Source organism: Mangrovimonas xylaniphaga (assembly GCF_001280435.1).
GTDB classification, from domain to species: Bacteria; Bacteroidota; Bacteroidia; order Flavobacteriales; family Flavobacteriaceae; genus Mangrovimonas_A; species Mangrovimonas_A xylaniphaga.
Genome location: NZ_LBIP01000018.1, coordinates 511,976 through 530,938, shown reverse-complemented (window position 1 = coordinate 530,938; position 18,963 = coordinate 511,976). Strand labels below are relative to the sequence as shown.

17 protein-coding genes are annotated in these 18,963 nt (G+C 37.7%); 8 read left to right on the top strand and 9 right to left on the bottom strand.

Features of this window, described 5'->3' with window-relative positions:
* Positions 1 to 26: 26 nt before the first annotated feature.
* Entirely contained in the window at positions 27 to 1,424 is a 1,398-nt protein-coding gene (fumC, locus tag ZA06_RS13375; protein ID WP_053977971.1) for a class II fumarate hydratase, read from the bottom strand.
* 281 nt (positions 1,425 to 1,705) lie between these two features.
* Between fumC and ZA06_RS13370 the strand changes: the two genes are divergently transcribed.
* The 4 genes from ZA06_RS13370 (at position 1,706) to ZA06_RS17020 (ending at position 3,643) form a co-directional block, all read left to right on the top strand.
* Complete coding sequence (locus tag ZA06_RS13370) at positions 1,706 to 2,347, top strand: peroxiredoxin (protein WP_053978094.1); 642 nt, start codon at positions 1,706 to 1,708, stop codon at positions 2,345 to 2,347.
* Between the two features lie 20 nt (positions 2,348 to 2,367).
* Positions 2,368 to 2,799 (top strand): VOC family protein, encoded by a 432-nt coding sequence (locus tag ZA06_RS13365; protein WP_053977970.1) that lies wholly within the window; start codon positions 2,368 to 2,370, stop codon positions 2,797 to 2,799.
* An 11-nt stretch (positions 2,800 to 2,810) separates the two neighbouring features.
* Positions 2,811 to 3,251: an SRPBCC family protein gene (locus tag ZA06_RS13360; protein ID WP_053977969.1), complete on the top strand. Its 441-nt coding sequence runs from the start codon at positions 2,811 to 2,813 to the stop codon at positions 3,249 to 3,251.
* Positions 3,252 to 3,466: 215 nt separating this feature from the next.
* Complete coding sequence (locus ZA06_RS17020; protein ID WP_168155232.1) at positions 3,467 to 3,643, top strand: hypothetical protein; 177 nt, start codon at positions 3,467 to 3,469, stop codon at positions 3,641 to 3,643.
* Between the two features lie 74 nt (positions 3,644 to 3,717).
* On the opposite strand, the gene ZA06_RS13355 is transcribed toward ZA06_RS17020, so the two are convergent.
* From ZA06_RS13355 to ZA06_RS13325, 7 genes are all read right to left on the bottom strand, one after another.
* A complete protein-coding gene (locus ZA06_RS13355) occupies positions 3,718 to 6,240 on the bottom strand; it encodes a TonB-dependent receptor domain-containing protein (protein WP_053977968.1) in 2,523 nt (840 codons plus the stop codon).
* Positions 6,241 to 6,242: 2 nt separating this feature from the next.
* Positions 6,243 to 6,662: a hypothetical protein gene (locus ZA06_RS13350; protein WP_053977967.1), complete on the bottom strand. Its 420-nt coding sequence runs from the start codon at positions 6,660 to 6,662 to the stop codon at positions 6,243 to 6,245.
* Between the two features lie 92 nt (positions 6,663 to 6,754).
* Positions 6,755 to 7,096, bottom strand: a complete 342-nt coding sequence (gene arsC, locus ZA06_RS13345; protein WP_053977966.1) for an arsenate reductase (glutaredoxin) — start codon at positions 7,094 to 7,096, stop codon at positions 6,755 to 6,757.
* Between the two features lie 5 nt (positions 7,097 to 7,101).
* A protein-coding gene (gene prfB, locus ZA06_RS13340; RefSeq protein WP_157503264.1) for a peptide chain release factor 2 occupies positions 7,102 to 8,209 on the bottom strand; the annotation gives its coding sequence in 2 pieces (ribosomal slippage) (positions 7,102 to 8,145 and positions 8,147 to 8,209; 1,107 coding nt in all).
* Positions 8,210 to 8,271: 62 nt separating this feature from the next.
* Positions 8,272 to 9,147, bottom strand: coding sequence for a transglutaminase-like domain-containing protein (locus ZA06_RS13335; RefSeq protein ID WP_240472265.1), 876 nt, complete (start codon positions 9,145 to 9,147; stop codon positions 8,272 to 8,274).
* Between the two features lie 39 nt (positions 9,148 to 9,186).
* Positions 9,187 to 10,131: an alpha-E domain-containing protein gene (locus ZA06_RS13330; protein ID WP_053977964.1), complete on the bottom strand. Its 945-nt coding sequence runs from the start codon at positions 10,129 to 10,131 to the stop codon at positions 9,187 to 9,189.
* 6 nt (positions 10,132 to 10,137) lie between these two features.
* Entirely contained in the window at positions 10,138 to 11,604 is a 1,467-nt protein-coding gene (locus ZA06_RS13325) for a circularly permuted type 2 ATP-grasp protein (protein WP_053977963.1), read from the bottom strand.
* A 227-nt stretch (positions 11,605 to 11,831) separates the two neighbouring features.
* Here ZA06_RS13325 and ZA06_RS13320 point away from each other — a divergent pair, with 227 nt between their 5' ends.
* Both ZA06_RS13320 and ZA06_RS13315 read left to right on the top strand, forming a co-directional pair.
* The gene (locus ZA06_RS13320; RefSeq protein WP_053977962.1) at positions 11,832 to 14,237 is read left to right on the top strand and encodes a zinc-dependent metalloprotease; all 2,406 of its coding nucleotides are present in this window, start codon (positions 11,832 to 11,834) and stop codon (positions 14,235 to 14,237) included.
* Position 14,238: 1 nt separating this feature from the next.
* Entirely contained in the window at positions 14,239 to 15,261 is a 1,023-nt protein-coding gene (locus tag ZA06_RS13315) for a threonine aldolase family protein (RefSeq protein ID WP_053977961.1), read from the top strand.
* A 1-nt stretch (position 15,262) separates the two neighbouring features.
* Here the strand turns inward: ZA06_RS13315 and ZA06_RS13310 are convergent, their stop codons facing one another.
* On the bottom strand, positions 15,263 to 15,586 hold the full coding sequence (locus tag ZA06_RS13310) for a YbaB/EbfC family nucleoid-associated protein (protein WP_053978092.1): 324 nt from the start codon (positions 15,584 to 15,586) through the stop codon (positions 15,263 to 15,265).
* 122 nt (positions 15,587 to 15,708) lie between these two features.
* Between ZA06_RS13310 and ZA06_RS13305 the strand changes: the two genes are divergently transcribed.
* Together ZA06_RS13305 and ZA06_RS13300 are read left to right on the top strand one after the other, a co-directional pair.
* The gene (locus ZA06_RS13305; RefSeq protein ID WP_053977960.1) at positions 15,709 to 17,772 is read left to right on the top strand and encodes a S9 family peptidase; all 2,064 of its coding nucleotides are present in this window, start codon (positions 15,709 to 15,711) and stop codon (positions 17,770 to 17,772) included.
* A gap of 72 nt (positions 17,773 to 17,844) precedes the next feature.
* Positions 17,845 to 18,879, top strand: a complete 1,035-nt coding sequence (locus tag ZA06_RS13300) for a PLP-dependent cysteine synthase family protein (RefSeq protein ID WP_053977959.1) — start codon at positions 17,845 to 17,847, stop codon at positions 18,877 to 18,879.
* Positions 18,880 to 18,963: the final 84 nt, after the last annotated feature.

Genomic DNA, 18,963 nt, shown 5'->3' with positions numbered 1-18,963 from the left:
TATCAGTTTTTGAATATTGGAGCCAATTATTTGATACTTCCAATCATATCTTCTGGTTTCACCCAAGCATCGTAGTCTTCCGCGGTTACATACCCTAAATTGATGGCTTCTTCTTTTAAAGTAGTTCCATTTTTATGGGCAGTATTGGCAATTTCAGCAGCTTTGTAGTAACCAATCTTGGTATTCAAGGCAGTTACCAACATCAAGGAGTTGTTCAATAATTGCTTAATTACGGCGTGGTTTGGTTCAATACCAGAAGCACAGTGCTCTTCAAAGCTTACGCAGGCATCACCCAAAAGTTGTGCAGAGTGCAATACGTTGGCAGCCATCATTGGTTTAAATACATTCAATTCGTAGTGTCCTTGTGTACCACCAACAGTTACAGCAACGTCATTACCCATTACTTGCGCACAAACCATAGTTAAAGCTTCACATTGGGTAGGATTTACTTTTCCTGGCATGATAGAACTTCCTGGTTCGTTTGCTGGGATGATGATTTCTCCAATTCCTGAACGTGGTCCAGAAGCCATCATTCTAATGTCGTTCGCAATTTTATTCAAGGAAACAGCCAATTGTTTCAATGCTCCGTGGGTTTCTACCAAGGCATCGTGGGCCGCCAAAGCTTCAAATTTGTTGTGGGCAGACACGAAAGGCTGGTTAGTGAATTTTGCAATGTATTCAGCTACCAATTCCGAATATCCTTTAGGTGTGTTAAGACCAGTACCAACAGCGGTTCCTCCTAGAGCCAATTCAGCTAAGTGAGGTAAGGTATTTTCTAAAGCACGTAAACCGTGATCCAATTGCGATACATAACCAGAAAACTCTTGACCTAAAGTAAGAGGAGTTGCATCCATAAGGTGGGTTCTACCAATTTTTACCACATCTTTAAAAGCCAAAGATTTTTCATGAAGTGTATTACGCAGTTTAATTACCCCGTGAATGGCGTTTTCTACAATTTTCTTGTAGATAGCAATATGCATTCCTGTGGGGAACGTATCGTTGGAAGATTGCGATTTGTTTACGTCATCGTTAGGTTGAATGGTTTTTTCTCCCTCTCCAATCACTTTTCCAGCAATTTGGTGGGCTCTATTGGCAATTACCTCGTTAACGTTCATGTTACTTTGGGTACCAGAACCAGTTTGCCAGATTACCAATGGAAATTGGTCATCATGTTTTCCTTCTAGAATTTCATCACATACTTGAGCAATTAAGTCCCTTTTTTCTTCAGAAAGTACCTCAAGATCACAATTGGTATAAGCCGCCGCTTTTTTCAAGTAGGCAAATCCATAAACGATTTCCAATGGCATCGAAGCTGGAGCTCCAATTTTAAAGTTGTTTCTTGAACGCTCGGTTTGTGCACCCCATAGTTTGTCTGCAGGCACTTGTACCTCACCCATGGTGTCTTTTTCTATTCTATAATTCATGATGATTAGGATTTTTATTTAAAAACACAAATTTAAGTTATTTGAAGGTGAATTAATAACGAATCAGCAATTATTGACAGTGGTTTTCTATATCAAATTTGAATAGTGTTTGAGATAAAAATTCCTTGTATTTATGATGAAAGTTTGGAGATGGAAAAGGTAGTTGATAGGTGTTTTTAAGGTGTTGAAATTAAGATGAATAAAAAGTGATGTTTATGTTAACTGTTTCGTTTTCAGTTGCTTTATTGTTACCTTTAAAGAGGAATCAAAAAACAATTATTATGGCAGCATTACGATTAGGAGATGAAGCGCCCAACTTTACGGCGCAATCATCCGAAGGAGATATCAATTTTCATGAATGGCTGGGGGATAGTTGGGGGATTTTATTTTCCCATCCAGCCGATTATACACCAGTGTGTACCACCGAATTAGGGACGGTGGCTAAGTACAAGAAGGAATTTGACAAACGCAACGTTAAAGTGGTAGCTTTGAGTGTAGATGGACTGGAATCCCACAAGGGGTGGATTGACGATATTAACGAAACACAGAATACAACTGTGAATTTTCCAATCATTGCAGACGAAGATAGGAAAGTGTCAGAATTGTATGATATGATACACCCTAATGCCAGTGAAAAGTTTACGGTAAGATCGGTGTTTGTGATTGATCCGGATAAAAAAGTAAAATTGATTATTACATATCCAGCGTCTACAGGTAGAAATTTTGATGAACTATTGCGCGTGATAGATTCTTTGCAGCTTACGGCTTATCATAAATTGGCAACGCCAGCTAATTGGCAAGCAGGCGATGATTGTGTAATCTCACCATCGGTAACTACAGAAGAAATCGCCGAATTGTTCCCAAAGGGTTATACCGAAGTGAAGCCCTATTTACGTATCACACCACATCCAAACCTTAATTAAGGTGAAATAGTTTTGAAATTATGGCAGCTATAAATCCTTATTTGACCTTCAACGGCAATTGCGAAGAGGCATTTAACTTTTACAAATCGGTTTTTGGAGGAGAGTTTGTGTATTTGGGAAGGTTTAACGAAATTCCTCCAGGGGAAAGCGAACCGGGAATTCCCGAAGCGTATCAAGACAAGATCATGCATATTTCTCTCCCTATTGGGAAGCATGACATATTGATGGGAAGTGACAATCATCCTGCTTATGGAGAGGTAAGTTTTGGACAGAACATTAATATTTTAATTTCAGCGGAAACCAAAGAAGAAGCTGATAAACTGTTTATCGGCCTTTCGGAAAAAGGTCAAATTACCATGCCGATGGCAGATGTATTTTGGGGTGACTATTTTGGAATGGTAATAGACCAATTTGGTGTGATGTGGATGGTGAGTTTTAATAAAAATGCTTAATAATTTAAATTATGTTACAGACAATTGCGTTTTCTACTACTATTGAAGCGCCAAAAGAAAAAGTTTGGAAGGCCCTTTGGGAAGATGAGAATTACAGAAACTGGACAAGTGTATTTACGGAAGGTTCCCATTTTGAAACCGATTGGAAAGAAGGCGGCAAGATTTTGTTTCTGGACGGAAAAGGTGAGGGGATGTATAGTAAAATAGATAAAATGGTCACTAATGAATTAATGGCTTTTCAACACTTGGGAATGTTTAAGGAAGGTAAAGAGCAACCACTTGATGAACAAACAAAGTCTTGGACAGGTTCTAAAGAGATTTATGTATTGATTGAAAATGAAGGAAAAACGTTGTTGGAAGTCAAGTTGGATACGGTGCCTGGTTTTGATGGTTATTTTAATGAGACATTTCCGAAAGCGTTAAAAAAGGTAAAGGCATTATCCGAAAACTAAATGTTATCAAGAATTACGATTTGAGAACTTTTAGTCATTTAAGCACGAGAGGTTTTACGTAAAATATTTATTCACAAGATATTAAAATGCCTTTGTTTTGCTATGGTTTTGGCTTTATATGAGCATTCCTAATATTATGTTAATAAAATTCATTCTCTTATTGTAAAACAAAACACTTTGTGTTATCTTTGCGGGAGTTATAAAAAAGACACCACATGTTTGAGTTTGATCAGTATTTAGGATTTTTAGCATTTTTAACCATATTGACTATTGGATTCTGGTTAATGATATTTTTATTGACGTTTGTAATTCCTTATTGGATTGGAGGAGCTTTAATGGAACGTCTTAAAGAAATGAGAGAAGAAAAAAAGGCAAGTCGTATTAACAGTTAATATTCGATTGTTTTTTTACAATATAAAAAAAGGAAGCCATTTGGCTTCCTTTTCTTTTTGTAGTGATTTTGAAGTTATCCTTCAAAATCCATGTCGTCACCACCATTGTTTTCACGTCTTTGACGTTGCTTTTGTTGGTTGAAACGGTATATAAACGATAAGTTTATAGAGCGTTGACGCCATTGGCTTTCACTGTATCTTGTAAAGAACTCGGTTGTTGTTAACGAAGTTCGTTTACGGGAATTAAATACGTCTCTTACGTTTAACGAAATAGTGGCATTGTCTTTAATTATCTCTTTACTAAAGGCCAAATCCATAGAGAAAATCCCATCGGTATCACTTTGAGCATCCTGTACAGCACCTCTATAATGGGCATTGGTTTGCCAATCTATTTTGTAAGGTAGAGTAACTTTAGAGCTAAATCTTGCAAACCAGCTGTTGTTCTTGGCACTATAGTCTACACCATTAAAGTCTCCATCTGTATTAAACTGGAAAAAGTTAAAGCTTGTATTTAATCGCAACCATTTTTTTGGATTGTATAGGATTCCAAATTCTCCACCAGTTCTTGTATTTGTAGAAAGGTTTATTGGAATGGTTCTGATTACTTGTATGCTTTGATTATTCTCTTGATTTGCAATTTCTTGAACTCGTTGAAACGAATTGGTTTCATGTTGATAATATACCGAAGCCGTAAAGGTCAATTTATCCCAACGTTTTAAATAGCCCAAATCAAAGGCACTCGCAAAGGCTGGTTCTAGGTTAGGATTACCTTGAAATACATTGGCACTACTGGATCTGGTAGGGAAGGGGTTGATAAACCAGCTTCTAGGTCTGTTGATTCTTCGGTTGTATCCAAAAGAAATGTTCTCTTCTGAATCTGATGAGTTTCCTGAAAGGTTGTAAATCACATTCACCGTTGGGAACAATCCTAAATAGTCCTTCTTAAAGTTGGTTTGGATGGGAAATCCAAAGGCAGTGTTCAAATCTTCTTCAGATAATCTGGAATCAATTTTTCCCTTTAATTGTGTCTGTTCCAAACGCAATCCTAAAAGGAACGAAAACTTTCCAAACTTGTTTCCGTATTGCGAATACACAGCATTAACATTTTGTGTGTAGTCAAAAATATTGGAATAGGTATCGTTTAACTCATATACACCATTATAATCATTATCCTGTTCAAGTATATAATCAGTAACTACATTATTAAAATTCCCTCGATAACCAGCTTCAAAACGACCATCTTTTCCTAATGGTAATACATAATCTGTTTGGATAAGGAATTCATTTTTATCTTCTATTGAAAAGATTTGTTCAGGTACTATAAGTTCTGGATCATCTTCATTTGTAAAAACATAGTCTTCCTTAATAAAAGTGTATTGGTTTTCATGGTCGTTTTCATATTGAAAATCGGCCGTGATTTGATGTCCTTCTTTGTTGAAATGGTTGATGTAATTCAAAGAGAATTGGTAATTGTTGTCATCTTCAGTTTGTTTTTCACGACGAAGCGTTTTTTCAACCTCAGTACCATCATTATCATAGCGCTGGCTATTGTTTGTGGAAAGGTCGGCATCTTCCCCATATCTATAGAATACACTACCAGTAAGCGAAGAGTTTTCTGTTAGGAAATATTCAATCCCAATGTTTCCGTTGTAGTTCCTGTTTAAGCGCTCCATTTCTTGCTTTTCACGAATACGACGGAATTCAGGCTCTTCAATCACACCATCTTCTTCCTTGTCAAAATAGTTCACATCTCTGAAAAAATATCCAGGCGCATCAAAATAACGCCACCCAATATTTGAGAACAAATTGAACTTTTCGGTTCTATAATTAAGGTTGGCAGTTAACCCAACATTATCGGGTGTACCAAGGTTAAAGTTCACCGAACCATTAAAACCAAGGGTCTCTTTTTGACGTAAGATGATGTTCAATATCCCAGCAGTACCTTCGGCATCGTAGCGAGCAGAAGGAGAGGTGATTACTTCTACGCGTTCAATGGCTTCAGCAGGCAACTGACTTAAAATGTTGGAGTCACCAAAACCTGCCATGGCGGAAGGTTTTCCGTTAATTAAAATACGCACGTTCTCGTTACCACGTAGGCTAATAGCTCCTTCGGTATCTACAGAAACGGAGGGCACATTATTTAAAGCGTCGCTTACTGTTCCACCAGCCGTGGTGATGTCTTTTCCTATATTATAGATTTTTTTATCCAGTTTGATTTCCACAGAAGTACGTTCGGCAATTACTTCCACTTCATTTAAGGATTCCACGTCCAGTGATAGGTTGATGGTTCCTAAATTAGTGTTGTGGTCTAAAGTTCTATTTTCTAGTGTTTTTTTCTTGTATGAAATATATTCAATAGAAATGTTATAAGTTCCTGTAGGCACTTTTATGGAAAAATTACCTTCCGTATCGGTAACACCTCCAGTGGTTATTTTGTTTTCTTTTGTATTAAAAAAGGAAACCGTGGCATATTCCAATGGAAGGTTCACATCGGCGTCCATAACCTTTCCTGTAACTACAATTTCCTTGTGTTTTTGGGCGTAAATACTGTTGCTTAAGCAAATTAAAGCAATAAGGGTCGTTAATAAATACTTCATTTCTAGTTGTCAGCTTTTTTTCTCTTTCGTTTGTTTTTTTTATTCTTCTTAATTTGCTCTTGTGGATGTTGGACAGCGTCTTGAACTTTCTTGATGGTTTCTTCCGAACAAATGTCTTTTAAATCTGCAAAATGGGTTCTGTCAAGCTCGGCAAGTTGTTCTTGTAGGACATAACTTTCCAAACGAGCCTCATAAAGCTCTTGCTTGGCATCAAAATAAGAGTAGAGTTTTTGTTTGATAATGTGTTTTTGGAAGTCGTCCACTTCCAAACTATCCACTAATTCTTGAATGAAATTTTCTTTTTCCTCTTCTAGTTTTTCCTTGTAGCGTTCCATTTCCCTTTTTTGGCTGTCGCTAGTTTGGGAAACTACTGCAGTTGTTCCTAATGTGAAGAGTATAAAAAACAAAATTAACCTATGCATAAACCTCTATTTTTACGTGTTTGACCGCAAAAATAGCTTAAGGTTTAGCCAGCATAGGTTAAAGTTATGTTAAAGAAACCCTAAAGAAAGGGCTATAGAATGGTAAGGATTTTGGATGCAGGCCTTCCAATAACGGCCTTATTTCCTTTAATAACTATTGGACGTTCAATAAGTTTTGGGTTGTTTGCCATAGCCGTAATGATGTCGTCATCACTAAGGTCTTTCCCTTTAAATTCCGTTTTCCAAATAGCTTCATTTTTTCTAACCAATTCAATAGGTGAAATTCCCAAGAGTTTCACCAAGTTGGCCACTTGTGCTTTGTCAGGAGTGTCTTCAAGATATTTAATCACCTTAAATGGCGCTCCGTAAGTTTCTAGGATTTCAATGCCTTCTCGGGATTTGCTACATCTTGGGTTGTGATAAATCTCAATCATGTTGTTTATAAATTTTCGGGAGCTTCCTGTTGTCCCATCATCATTAAATATGCTTTTAAAAATGGTTCGATATCGCCATCCATTACGGCATCTACATTACCGGTTTCATGACCCGTACGGACATCTTTTACCAATTTATAGGGATGCATTACGTAGTTTCTAATTTGGCTTCCCCACTCAATTTTCATTTTACCGGCTTCAATGTCTTCGCGTTGTTCCATCTGTTTTTGAAGCTCAATTTCATATAACTGCGACTTCAACATTTGTAAGGCTCTGGCACGGTTGTCGTGTTGCGAACGTGTTTCGGAACAGGAAATCTGAATCCCTGTAGGTTTGTGAACAAGTTGTACTTTGGTTTCCACTTTGTTTACATTTTGTCCTCCCGCACCACTGGATCTTGCTGTTGTAATTTCAATATCGGCAGGGTTGATCTCAATTTCAATAGTATCGTCCACTAAAGGATACACATACACCGATACGAAGCTGGTGTGTCTTTTGGCATTACTATCGAAAGGAGAAATACGCACCAAACGATGTACACCGTTTTCTCCTTTTAGCCAACCAAAGGCAAAATCGCCTTCAATTTCCAAGGTTACGGTTTTAATACCGGCTACGTCACCTTCTTGAAAGTTGAGCTCCTTTACTTTGAATCCGTTTTTTTCGGCATACATCAAATACATACGCATGAGCATGCTTGCCCAATCGCAGGATTCTGTCCCTCCAGCACCGGCAGTAATTTGCAATACAGCACTTAAACTGTCACCTTCATCAGACAACATGTTTTTGAATTCCAAGCGTTCAATAAGCTCTAAAGCGCTAGCATATTGCGCATCGACTTCTTCAGCAGAAACATCATCGGCTTTATAGAATTCGTAAAGGACTTCTAAATCTTCAACAAGTGTTTTTGAAGTGTTGTAGTCTTCAACCCATTTTTTCTTCTCCCGGAGGGATTTCATGATCAGTTCGGCTTGCTTAGAGTCGTTCCAAAAATTAGGGTCGAATGTTTTTTCTTCTTCGTTAGAAATTTCGATTAGTTTGGCATCAATGTCAAAGATACCTCCTCAACGCTCCCAGGCGTTCTACAAGATCTTTTATTTGATCGGATGTAGTCATAAAGATTAATTTTTTTTCAAAAATAACACACATTTTTGAAATGACTAAACCTTTGGTGGCTTTTATTGTTCGTAGGTGACTTCTACGGAATGTTGGGTTTCATTTTTTCCTGTAGAATAAATGACACCTTTAATTGGGGAACAATCGTTGTAATCTTTTCCGTGAGAAACCTTTATGTGGTTGTGGTCGGCCAAAATATCGTTGGCAGGATCAAAACCAACCCATCCCACTTCTGGAATGTAGGCTTCTGCCCAAGCATGCATTTGTGAATCTCCAAAAAAGCCATCTCCTTGATGTAGGTAGCCCGAAACATATCTGGCAGGAATGTTGTTTTGACGGGCAATGGCAATAAACAGATGTGAAAAATCTTGGCAAACTCCATGACGATGTTCAATGATTTCATTCAATAAAGAACCAATATGGGTCACGCCAGCTTTAAAGTAGATATATAGATAAGTCCATTTGTTAAGGGCAACAAGGTTGTCTAAAATTGAAATTGACGGATCAAATTTATAGAGGTCAATATGTTTAGATGGAAGTTTGGTAAGTTCTGTAGGGGTAAGGTAGCTTTCGTGTTCAACTTTGAAGTTTAAACTGTTGATAGCTTCAAATTCTTGTGAAGGCTCCAATTTAGAGGTGAACTGAAACGGATTGATTTCCTCTTTGGTCAATTTAAATTCCGCTTCAAATTGAATATCCGCGAAAGGTTGCTTGCAATGAATCCTGGCCGTTTGAAAGTTGTAACCGTTGATGGATTTTTCGATTCGGGCATTAACGGAAGTTTTAAAATCACTGAATACCAACTTTTGGGAAACATTGTTTTCAGGAATGATCATAAATTGCCAATATGCCTCAAAAACTGGGTTTTCGTAGGTGTTATTGGACTTATATTTAATAGTGTAGTCAAATGCCATGTCTTCAATAAAATAGGGATGCAAAAATAACCTATTGAGAGGAACAGTTTGAGTTAAAAAAAGTTAATAATTGAAGTATTCATAATCTAATTTTGTGCAAATGTTCGCTAAACCCTGCAAAGTGTAATCTATAAATTTGGAAACATCTGTTTCAATTTCTTCCACGGTTTTAAATTCGTATTCTGCCCGCATTTTTCCAACAAGAAACGCTGCCGATGTTTTGTCTCGTTCCTTTAAGGAATCTATGGTTGCCATATGGTTTTGTATTTGATTTAAGGAATTCATCACAGATCTGGGGCAATTTGGGTTGAGTAACAAAAATTCCAGCGTAGTGTTTTGATTAGGCGTTTTTTTATAAAACCGTCTGTTCATATCGTATGATTCGCAACACTTTAAAAGCGTGGTCCATTCAAAACTGTTTTCAATAGGCTTGGAATATCCTCCCAAGGCCTTTTGGGCGTCCTCGTGTTTGGTTTTGATGATGCGGATGATTTGTGTGGCGCGTTCAATGTTGATTCCTAGGAGCACCAAGGCATAAATTTCGTCGTGCAACAATGTGCTGCGTATTCTTCCCCTTAAAATTGAGGTCTGCTCTATAACATGTGTAGTAAAATCGTGAAGTCCACTTTTAATTAAAAGTTCCTTAGGGAAATCATTGACATAGTGGTAAAACTTATTAATGGATTCGTAAAATTCCGTAGACATGGAATCTCTGGAAGTATTGGCATTTTCCCGTGCATATTTTATACAGTTAAAAATAGAATAGGGCTTTTCTGGGTTTAAGCCTACATTATAAATGATATCTTCTTCACTGAGATCTTTTTCTTTTTTCGGAACATCTCCAACCATTGTGGCTATGGATTGTAGTACAAATTTTCGGGACTGCGATAGTTTATTCGGTGCATCCAGCGACGAAAAATAATTCACGTTCATAAAACGGGCTGTGTGTTCAGCACGTTCAATATAACGTCCCATCCAAAAAAGATTATTGGCTACTCTTGCTAGCATATTGTGTTATTTTTTTAAAACCCAGGTATCCTTGGAGCCTCCTCCTTGCGAAGAATTTACAATTAAATTTCCTTTCTGCAGTGCTACACGTGTTAGTCCGCCTTTAAGTACAAATTCCTTATTGTTACCCAAAAGCGTAAAGGTTCTTAGGTCGATATGGCGTTGCTCAAAGGAATTGGAATCTTCAATATAAGTGGCATGTACAGAAAGCGACATGATGGGCTGTGCGATGTATTTTCGAGGGTTTTCCTTAACGACTGTTTTTACGTTTTCAATTTCCTCTTTGGTGAGTTTGTTTCCAATGGAAATACCATAACCACCAGCTTCATCTACAGGTTTTACCACCAATTTGTCTACATTTTCCAAGACATACTTTAAATCGTCTGGGCGACTACAGTGGTAGGTGTGAACATTGTTAAGAATAGGTTTTTCGCCAAGGTAAAACTTAATGATTTCTGGCATATAGGTGTAAATGGCTTTGTCGTCGGCAACCCCTGTTCCTGGAGCATTCACCAAACTGACATTCCCTTTTTTGTAGGCTGCAAACAGTCCTGGCACCCCAATGGCTGAGTCTTGCCTAAATTCCAAAGGATCTATAAAGCCATCGTCAATACGGCGGTAGATGACATCTACTTTTTTAGGACCAGTAATGGTTTTCATATAGACGAAATCATTTTCCACGAACAAATCACGACCTTCCACCAATTCTATTCCCATGGTTTTGGCTAGGTAGGAGTGCTCATAATAGGCCGAGTTGTAAATGCCCGGCGTAATCACTGCACAGGTTGGAATGTCAACGCCATGTGGTTTTACCGATTCCATGATTTCCAACAAATTTTCGGCATAATTGGTGACATTATGGATCTGGTAATGGTTAAACACCCCAAACAAAGCGCGCTTCAAAGCGTTTCGGTTACAGATGACGTAGCTAACCCCCGAAGGACATCTGATATTGTCTTCAAGAACGTAGTAATTGCCATCGGAATGTTTTATGAGATCGGTTCCTGAAATATGGTTATAAATACCACCTGGAGGATCCAAATCCTGCATTTGTCTCAAGTAGTTGGCCGAGGAACTGATAAGCTCCATAGGAACTATTCCAGCTTTGATAATTTGTTTGTCGTGGTATAAATCCCAAAGGAAGGCATTCAAGGCCTTGCTGCGCTGCAAAGCTCCTTTTTCAATGGTTTTCCATTCTTTGGCTTCGATGATTCTAGGAAATAAATCGAAAGGGAAAATCTTTTCCTGAGTTTGTGAATCTCTGTAGACTTGAAAGGTAATTCCTTGATTGAAAAAGGCGGCTTTGGCCTTCTCATTCAAAGCAGCATAATCGGAATTGGAATGGTCTCTATATAGTTCAAAGATTTTCTTGTAGGTTTTACGAACTTTTTTGTTGTCATCAAATATTTCATCGAAAAGGCCTTCATTTTTGATGTACGAGGAAAATAATGGATTTGTAAATTTCGATTTCATTTGTGCTAATTTTCTCTAAAATAAAGATAAGTTTTAACTTAAGTTGGTTGAAAAATATAATAATAGGTATGTAAAAATGAGGTTTTTGTAATTATTTAATGATTAATTAATAAAATACTAAAAAGGAGTTGGAATTCAAAAAAGCTCATCTTGGACACTTCACAATTTTTGGTAATAATTTGAATACGCCATTTAAATAATTAGTTTTATAGACTAATTTATTTTCTATGAAAAACAAGCTATTAGCAATTGTATCCTTTCTCTACATATCTTCAGTATTTTCACAAGTTCTTGAAGGGAAGCAATTAGAATCCTATAAGGGATTCTTTAATTTTTACTATGAAGAAGCACAAGACAAGATTTATTTGGAAGTAAATAAATTGGATACTGAATTTCTGTATGTGAATTCTTTAGCCACAGGAGTTGGTTCTAATGATATTGGTTTGGATAGGGGGCAGCTAGGGGATAACCGTGTTGTAAGCTTTACCAAAGCAGGAAACAAACTGTTGTTGGTGCAAAGAAATATTGATTACAGGGCTAATACAGACAATGAATTGGAGAGAAAAAGCATTGAGCAGGCTTTTGCAAAATCAGTTCTTTTTGGGTTTAAGATAGAGAAGGAAAGTAATGGAGCTTACATCATTGATTTGACCCCTTTTTTATTAGAGGACAGACACGAGGTAGCCAATACACTGAAACGCTCAAAAGAAGGAAACTACAAGGTAGATTTAAGTAAAAGCGCTTTGTCTTTGAAACGAACCAAAGCATTTCCTGAAAATGTAGAATTTGAGGCCTTGTTGACTTTTTCGGGAGAACCTTCAGGAACCAAACTTAAATCCGTGACACCAACACCATCTTTAGTGAGTGTGATTCAACATCATTCCTTCGTTGAATTGCCAGATGATAGCTATCAACCAAGGGTTTTTGATCCTAGAAGTGGGGCAATTTCCATTTCCTATTTGGATTATGCTACCCCAATTCAAGAGCCTATAAAAAAACATTTCATCATTAGACATCGATTGGAAAAGCAGTTTCCGAATGAAAAAATAAGTGAGGCCAAAGAGCCTATTATTTATTATTTGGATCCTGGTACTCCAGAACCTGTGCGATCTGCTTTATTGGAAGGGGCAAGTTGGTGGAATGAAGCGTTTGAAGATGCCGGTTTTAAAAATGCATTTCAAGTAAAAATGTTGCCGGAGGATGCAGATCCTATGGACTGCAGATACAATGTTATTCAATGGGTGCATCGCTCAACTCGCGGTTGGAGTTATGGTAGTAGCGTAATAGATCCCAGAACAGGCGAAATCATCAAAGGTCATGTGAGTTTAGGGAGTTTAAGGATTCGTCAGGATTTTATGATTGCTCAAGCTTTATTGAATCAACCATTTGCTAAGAGTGATGATAATTACCAACCAATGTTGAAAATGGCATTAGCAAGAATTAGGCAGTTGAGCGCACATGAAGTAGGGCATACCTTGGGTTTTGCCCATAATTTTGCAGCTAGCGCCAATGACAGGGCTTCGGTAATGGATTATCCCCATCCATTGATAGAACTTCAGGGGAAGAATATAGACTTAAGCAATGCCTATGCAACGGGAATAGGAAGCTGGGATAAGGTTACAGTAGCCTATAGTTATTCTGAATTTTCGGATACTACAAATGAAGGAGAAGCTTTAAATGCTATTTTAGATGCTGCTCAAAAAGAAGGTCTTCGTTTTATCACTGATTCTGATGCTAGAGCACAGGGCGGTGCCCATTTGTTGGCCCATTTATGGGATAATGGAAATAGTGCCTCGGAAGAATTAAATCGAGTGATGAAGGTTAGGGAACAAGCCATAGCTAATTTTTCAGTTGATAATATCAGGACTTATGAGCCTTATTCGGTTTTGGAAGATGTGTTTGTGCCACTGTATTTCTTTCATCGATATCAAACAGAGGCTGCGACAAAAGTAGTGGGTGGTTTGGATTATAATTATGCTGTAAAAGGCGATGGACAATTAACTAGAAAAATAGTGGATGCAAAAGTTCAAAAAGAGGCTTTGGAAGCTGTTTTAGGAACACTATCTGCGGAACAATTGGCAATTCCGAAGGATAAATTGGAATTATTTCCGCCACGGGCTTTTCAATATAATAGAGGGCGCGAATCCTTTTCAGGAAAGGCGGGCGTAGCTTTCGACCCTTTAAGCGCAGCGTCCACCTCAAGTGAGATGACTTTAAAATTGTTATTACATCCAGAAAGAGCCAATAGATTAGTGACGCAAAAGAGTTTGGATAAAAATCAAATAGGTCTGGAAGACGTTTTAAATGAATTGATTGAAAAGTCGTTTCATCAATCATATAAAGATGCTTATTTAAATGAAGTACAGCAGATGGTTAATGTGATTGTTTTAAAATATGTAATGAATTTGGCCGTTACCGAAAAAGCCTATTTTCAAGTGAATGCCATCGCTAGTAATGCTTTGGAAACTATTTCCGCAGTGCTAAAACAAAGCAAAAACAACTATGCTTCGCATTACAATAGATTGATAGCTGAATTCAATGAAGAACCTAAGGAATTTGAGCTTGAAGAAGCCCCTAAAATTCCAGATGGTTCACCTATTGGAACCGATATGTGTAATTATGTTTTAGATTGATATGATAGTAGATTTAAGAAGTGATACCGTAACAAAACCTACTCCAGAGATGATGGAGGCTATGATGGCTGCTAAAGTGGGTGATGATGTGTTTAGGGAAGACCCAACGGTCCTTGAATTGGAGGAACGTATTGCGAGTATGTTTGGAAAAGCAAGTGCTTTGTTTTTCCCTTCTGGAAGCATGGCCAATCAAGTGGCCATAAAATTGCATACCAACCCAAGTGAACAGGTTATCTGCGATAAATATGCCCATATCTACAATTATGAGGCTGGGGGAGCTTCGTTTCATAGTGGAGTCTCTTGTAAGTTAATTGACGGGCACAGAGGTATGTTTACGGCCAATCAGGTTAAGGAAGCTATCAATCCTCCGCAATATTATTACAGCCATACCTCATTGGTAGAAATTGAAAATACGACCAACAAAGGCGGTGGTGCGTGTTGGGATTTTAAGGAATTGGAACGTATAAAGGAAGTCTGTAATGAGAATCAATTAGGATACCATTTGGATGGTGCCAGATTGTGGAATGCTTTGGTGGCAAAAGAGGAAGGTACCCAACAATACGGCGGGCTGTTCGATACCATTTCGGTGTGTTTGAGTAAAGGTTTAGGCTGTCCAGTAGGTTCTGTGTTGGTTGGTGATGCGGATATCATGGAGCACGCTATTCGTTACAGAAAACTTTTCGGAGGCAATATGCGTCAGGTGGGTTTTTTTGCAGCAGCTGGATTGTATGCCTTAGATCATCATATTGAAAGGCTTCAAGAAGATCATGACAAAGCCAAAGAAATAGGAATGGTTTTAAAGGAACTTTCTGTTATTAAAAGCATTGAGCCTATAGAAACCAACATCGTCATTTTTGAGTTGAATTCGGGCGTTGAAGAGGAGGTTTTTGTTAATGCTCTAAAAGAAAAAAACATCCATATTATTGGAATGGGAGGGGGAAAACTAAGAATAGTCACACATTTGGATTATACATCGCAAATGCATGACTATTTTTTATCAAGTTTAAAAACCTTGAAATTTTAGTTTATTTGAACATGTCCATTCCTGGAATGTTTGGCATTCCTTCTTTAGCTACAGCAGCAATTTCGGTTTCATTAACCGTTGTGGCGCGCTCAATGGCCTTGTTAAGGGTTAGCAGTAAATAATCCTCCAACATTTCCTTGTCTTCAAGCAATTCATCGTCAATGGAAATGGATTTTATGGTTCTGTTGGCGGTGATGGTAACTTTCAATTTATTGTCGTTACTGGTTTCGTCAATTAATACCGTATTTAGGCGCTCTTTAGTAGCTTCAACTTTCTTTTGGGCTTCCTGTAATTTGTTCATCATGCCCATCATATCTCCAAACATAATATTCAATTTTATGGTTTCCTGCAAAATTACCAATTCTCTCCAAAAAAAGCATTAATATTAAGTTAACACCCAAATTGTAATTAAAACCCTATTTTTGCACTCTTCAAAAATTAAACTTAATGACACAAGTAAAGGTACAGCCCCCTATTGCTAAACGTATTCCTAAAGAGTTAAAGATTCACGGTGATGTTAGAGTAGACGACTATTTTTGGTTGAATCAACGTGAGGATCAAGAGGTTCTTGATTATTTGAATGCCGAAAATGCCTATTGTGATGAACTGACGGGTCATACCAAGGAATTTCAAGAGCAATTGTTTGAGGAGATGAAGTCTAGAATCAAGGAAGACGATCAATCGGTGCCTTATAAATACAATGGTTATTGGTACATTGTAAAATACGAAACAGGAAAAGATTACCCTATTTACATAAGGAAAAAGGAAACTCTAGAAGCTGAGGATGAACTGCTTTTTGATTGTAATGAAATGGCAGAAGGTCACGATTATTTTCGATTGGTGGGACTAAATGTGAGTCCGGATAATACACTTATATCCTTTGGGTTGGATACTGTTGGACGTAGGAATTACACCTTGAAAGTGAAAAATTTGGTAACCAATGAAATATTGCCGGATAGTATTGAAAACACGACAGGTTCTGCTTCTTGGGCCAATGATAATATTACATTGTTCTACACTAAAAAGGACACGGAAACCTTAAGATCTGACAAGATTTACAAACACAAGTTAGGGGATGATGAAGCCAATGATACGCTTGTGTTCCATGAAGCGGATGATACATTTGGGGTGACCGTATACAAATCCAAATCCAGAAAATATTTGGTGATAGCTTGTTACAGTACTTTAACGAACGAATACCATATTTTGAATGCCGATACACCTGACGAAAGTTTCAAATTGTTCCAAGAACGTATTAGGGGAGTGGAATACAGTATTTCGCATTACGGTGATAACTTTTATGTGGTAACCAATTCTGATAACGCCATCAACTTTAAGTTGATGAAAACATCTGAAACAGCTACCGGAATTGAAAATTGGCAAGAGGTCATAGGGCATCGTGAGGATGTGCTGATTGAAGATATTGACATTTTTAAGGATTTCTTGGTGGTTAGTGAACGTAGCAATGGATTGAATGAAATTAGAATCATCCGTTGGGATGGTACAGAAGATTATTACCTTCCTTTTGATAACGAAACCTATACAGCTTATACAGGAACCAACGTAGATTTTGATACGGATATTTTAAGATATGGCTATAATTCATTGACAACGCCATCATCTACCATCGATTTTAACATGGTTGCCAAAACAAAAACGGTAAAGAAAGAACAGGAAGTTTTGGGTGGTAAATTCGACAAGGAAAATTATGTTTCCGAGCGCATTTGGGCCACTGCCGATGATGGCACCAAAATTCCGATGTCTATGGTGTATCGCAAGGGAATCAAAAAGGATGGCAGTAATCCATTGTTGCAATATGCCTATGGTTCTTATGGTTCAACCATTGACCCATATTTTTCAACCATTCGCTTGAGTTTGTTGGATCGTGGATTCATTTATGTGATTTCACATGTTCGTGGAGGTGAATATTTGGGACGCCAATGGTATGAGGATGGAAAATTATTGACCAAAACAAACACGTTTACAGACTTTATTGCCTGCTCAAAGCATTTGATATCTGAGAAGTATACTTCTAAAGAGCATTTATATGCCTTGGGAGGCAGTGCAGGTGGTTTGCTTATTGGAGCTGTTATAAATTTAGCGCCTCAACTTTACAATGGGGTAATTGCCGCCGTTCCTTTTGTGGATGTGGTTACCACCATGTTGGATGACAGCATCCCTTTAACTACGGGAGAATATGACGAATGGGGGAACCCCAATGAAGAGGAATATTACAACTACATGAAATCCTATTCACCTTATGACAATGTCAAAGCCCAAGATTACCCCAATATTTTGGTGACCACTGGTTTGCACGATTCTCAAGTGCAATATTGGGAGCCAGCTAAGTGGGTAGCTAAACTAAGATTATTGAAAACCGACAGTAACAAATTACTGCTTAAAACCAATATGACTGCAGGTCATGGCGGGGCTTCAGGACGTTTTGAAGCCTTAAAGGAAGATGCCGAAGAGTACGCATTTTTGCTGGACCTGGAGAATATTAATAACTAGTTAAAAAAAAAACGTTATTTTTGCGAGGTTTTAGGTGACATTTTTTTAATTTGTGACTGATAAATAGCATTTATGAAAGAAAACTTACAAGTATTTGATAATGTGTTGGAACTCATAGGGAAAACACCACTTATCAAATTAAACAAGATGACTTCAAACTTCGATGGTGACTTCTATGCTAAAGTAGAAGCTTTCAACCCAGGACATTCTTCTAAAGACAGAATTGCACTGCACATCATTGAAGAAGCCGAGAAAAAAGGAATTTTGGCACCGGGAGATACCATTATCGAAACTACTTCTGGAAATACTGGATTTAGTGTGGCAATGGTGAGCATCATTAAAGGCTACGAATGTATCCTTGCGGTGAGCTCAAAATCTTCAGCAGATAAAATTGACATGCTGAAATCAATGGGAGCAAAAGTTTATGTTTGCCCAGCCCATGTGAAAGCAGATGATCCTCGTTCGTACTATCAAGTAGCTAAGCGTTTACACGAAGAAATTAAAGGCTCTGTCTACATTAACCAGTATTTCAATCAATTAAATACAGATTCTCACTACAATAGCACGGGTCCTGAAATTTGGGAACAAACCGAAGGTCAAATCACGCATTTGATTGCTTGTAGTGGTACAGGAGGAACTATTTCAGGAACCGCTAAGTACCTGAAAGAGCAAAATCCAAATGTAAAGGTGATAGGAGTAGACGCTTATGGTTCGGTATTGAAAAAGTACCACGAAACCAAAGAGTTTGACGAAAAGGAAATCTATCCATACAGAATAGAAGGTTTAGGTAAAAACCTGATTCCTTCGGCTACAGACTTTGATGTTATCGATAAATTTATCAAGGTAACAGACGAGGAAAGTGCCCATACTGCTAGAGAAATATCAAGAACGGAAGGTCTTTTTGTGGGCTACACCAGTGGTGCTGCCATGCAAGCCATTAAGCAACTAAGTGCTGAAGGTGAGTTTAAAAAAGGCGATAAAGTTGTTGTGATTTTCCCAGACCATGGATCACGTTATATGAGTAAAGTGTACAGTGATAAGTGGATGGAAGAACAAGGTTTCTTTGATAGCAAAACTGAAATCGAAGCGATTCAATACGTAAAATAAGATTCATAATTCAGTAAGAAAGCCTATCATATAACCGTTTAGATGATAGGTTTTTTTGTGCATTAAAATTATGAACACAAGTTT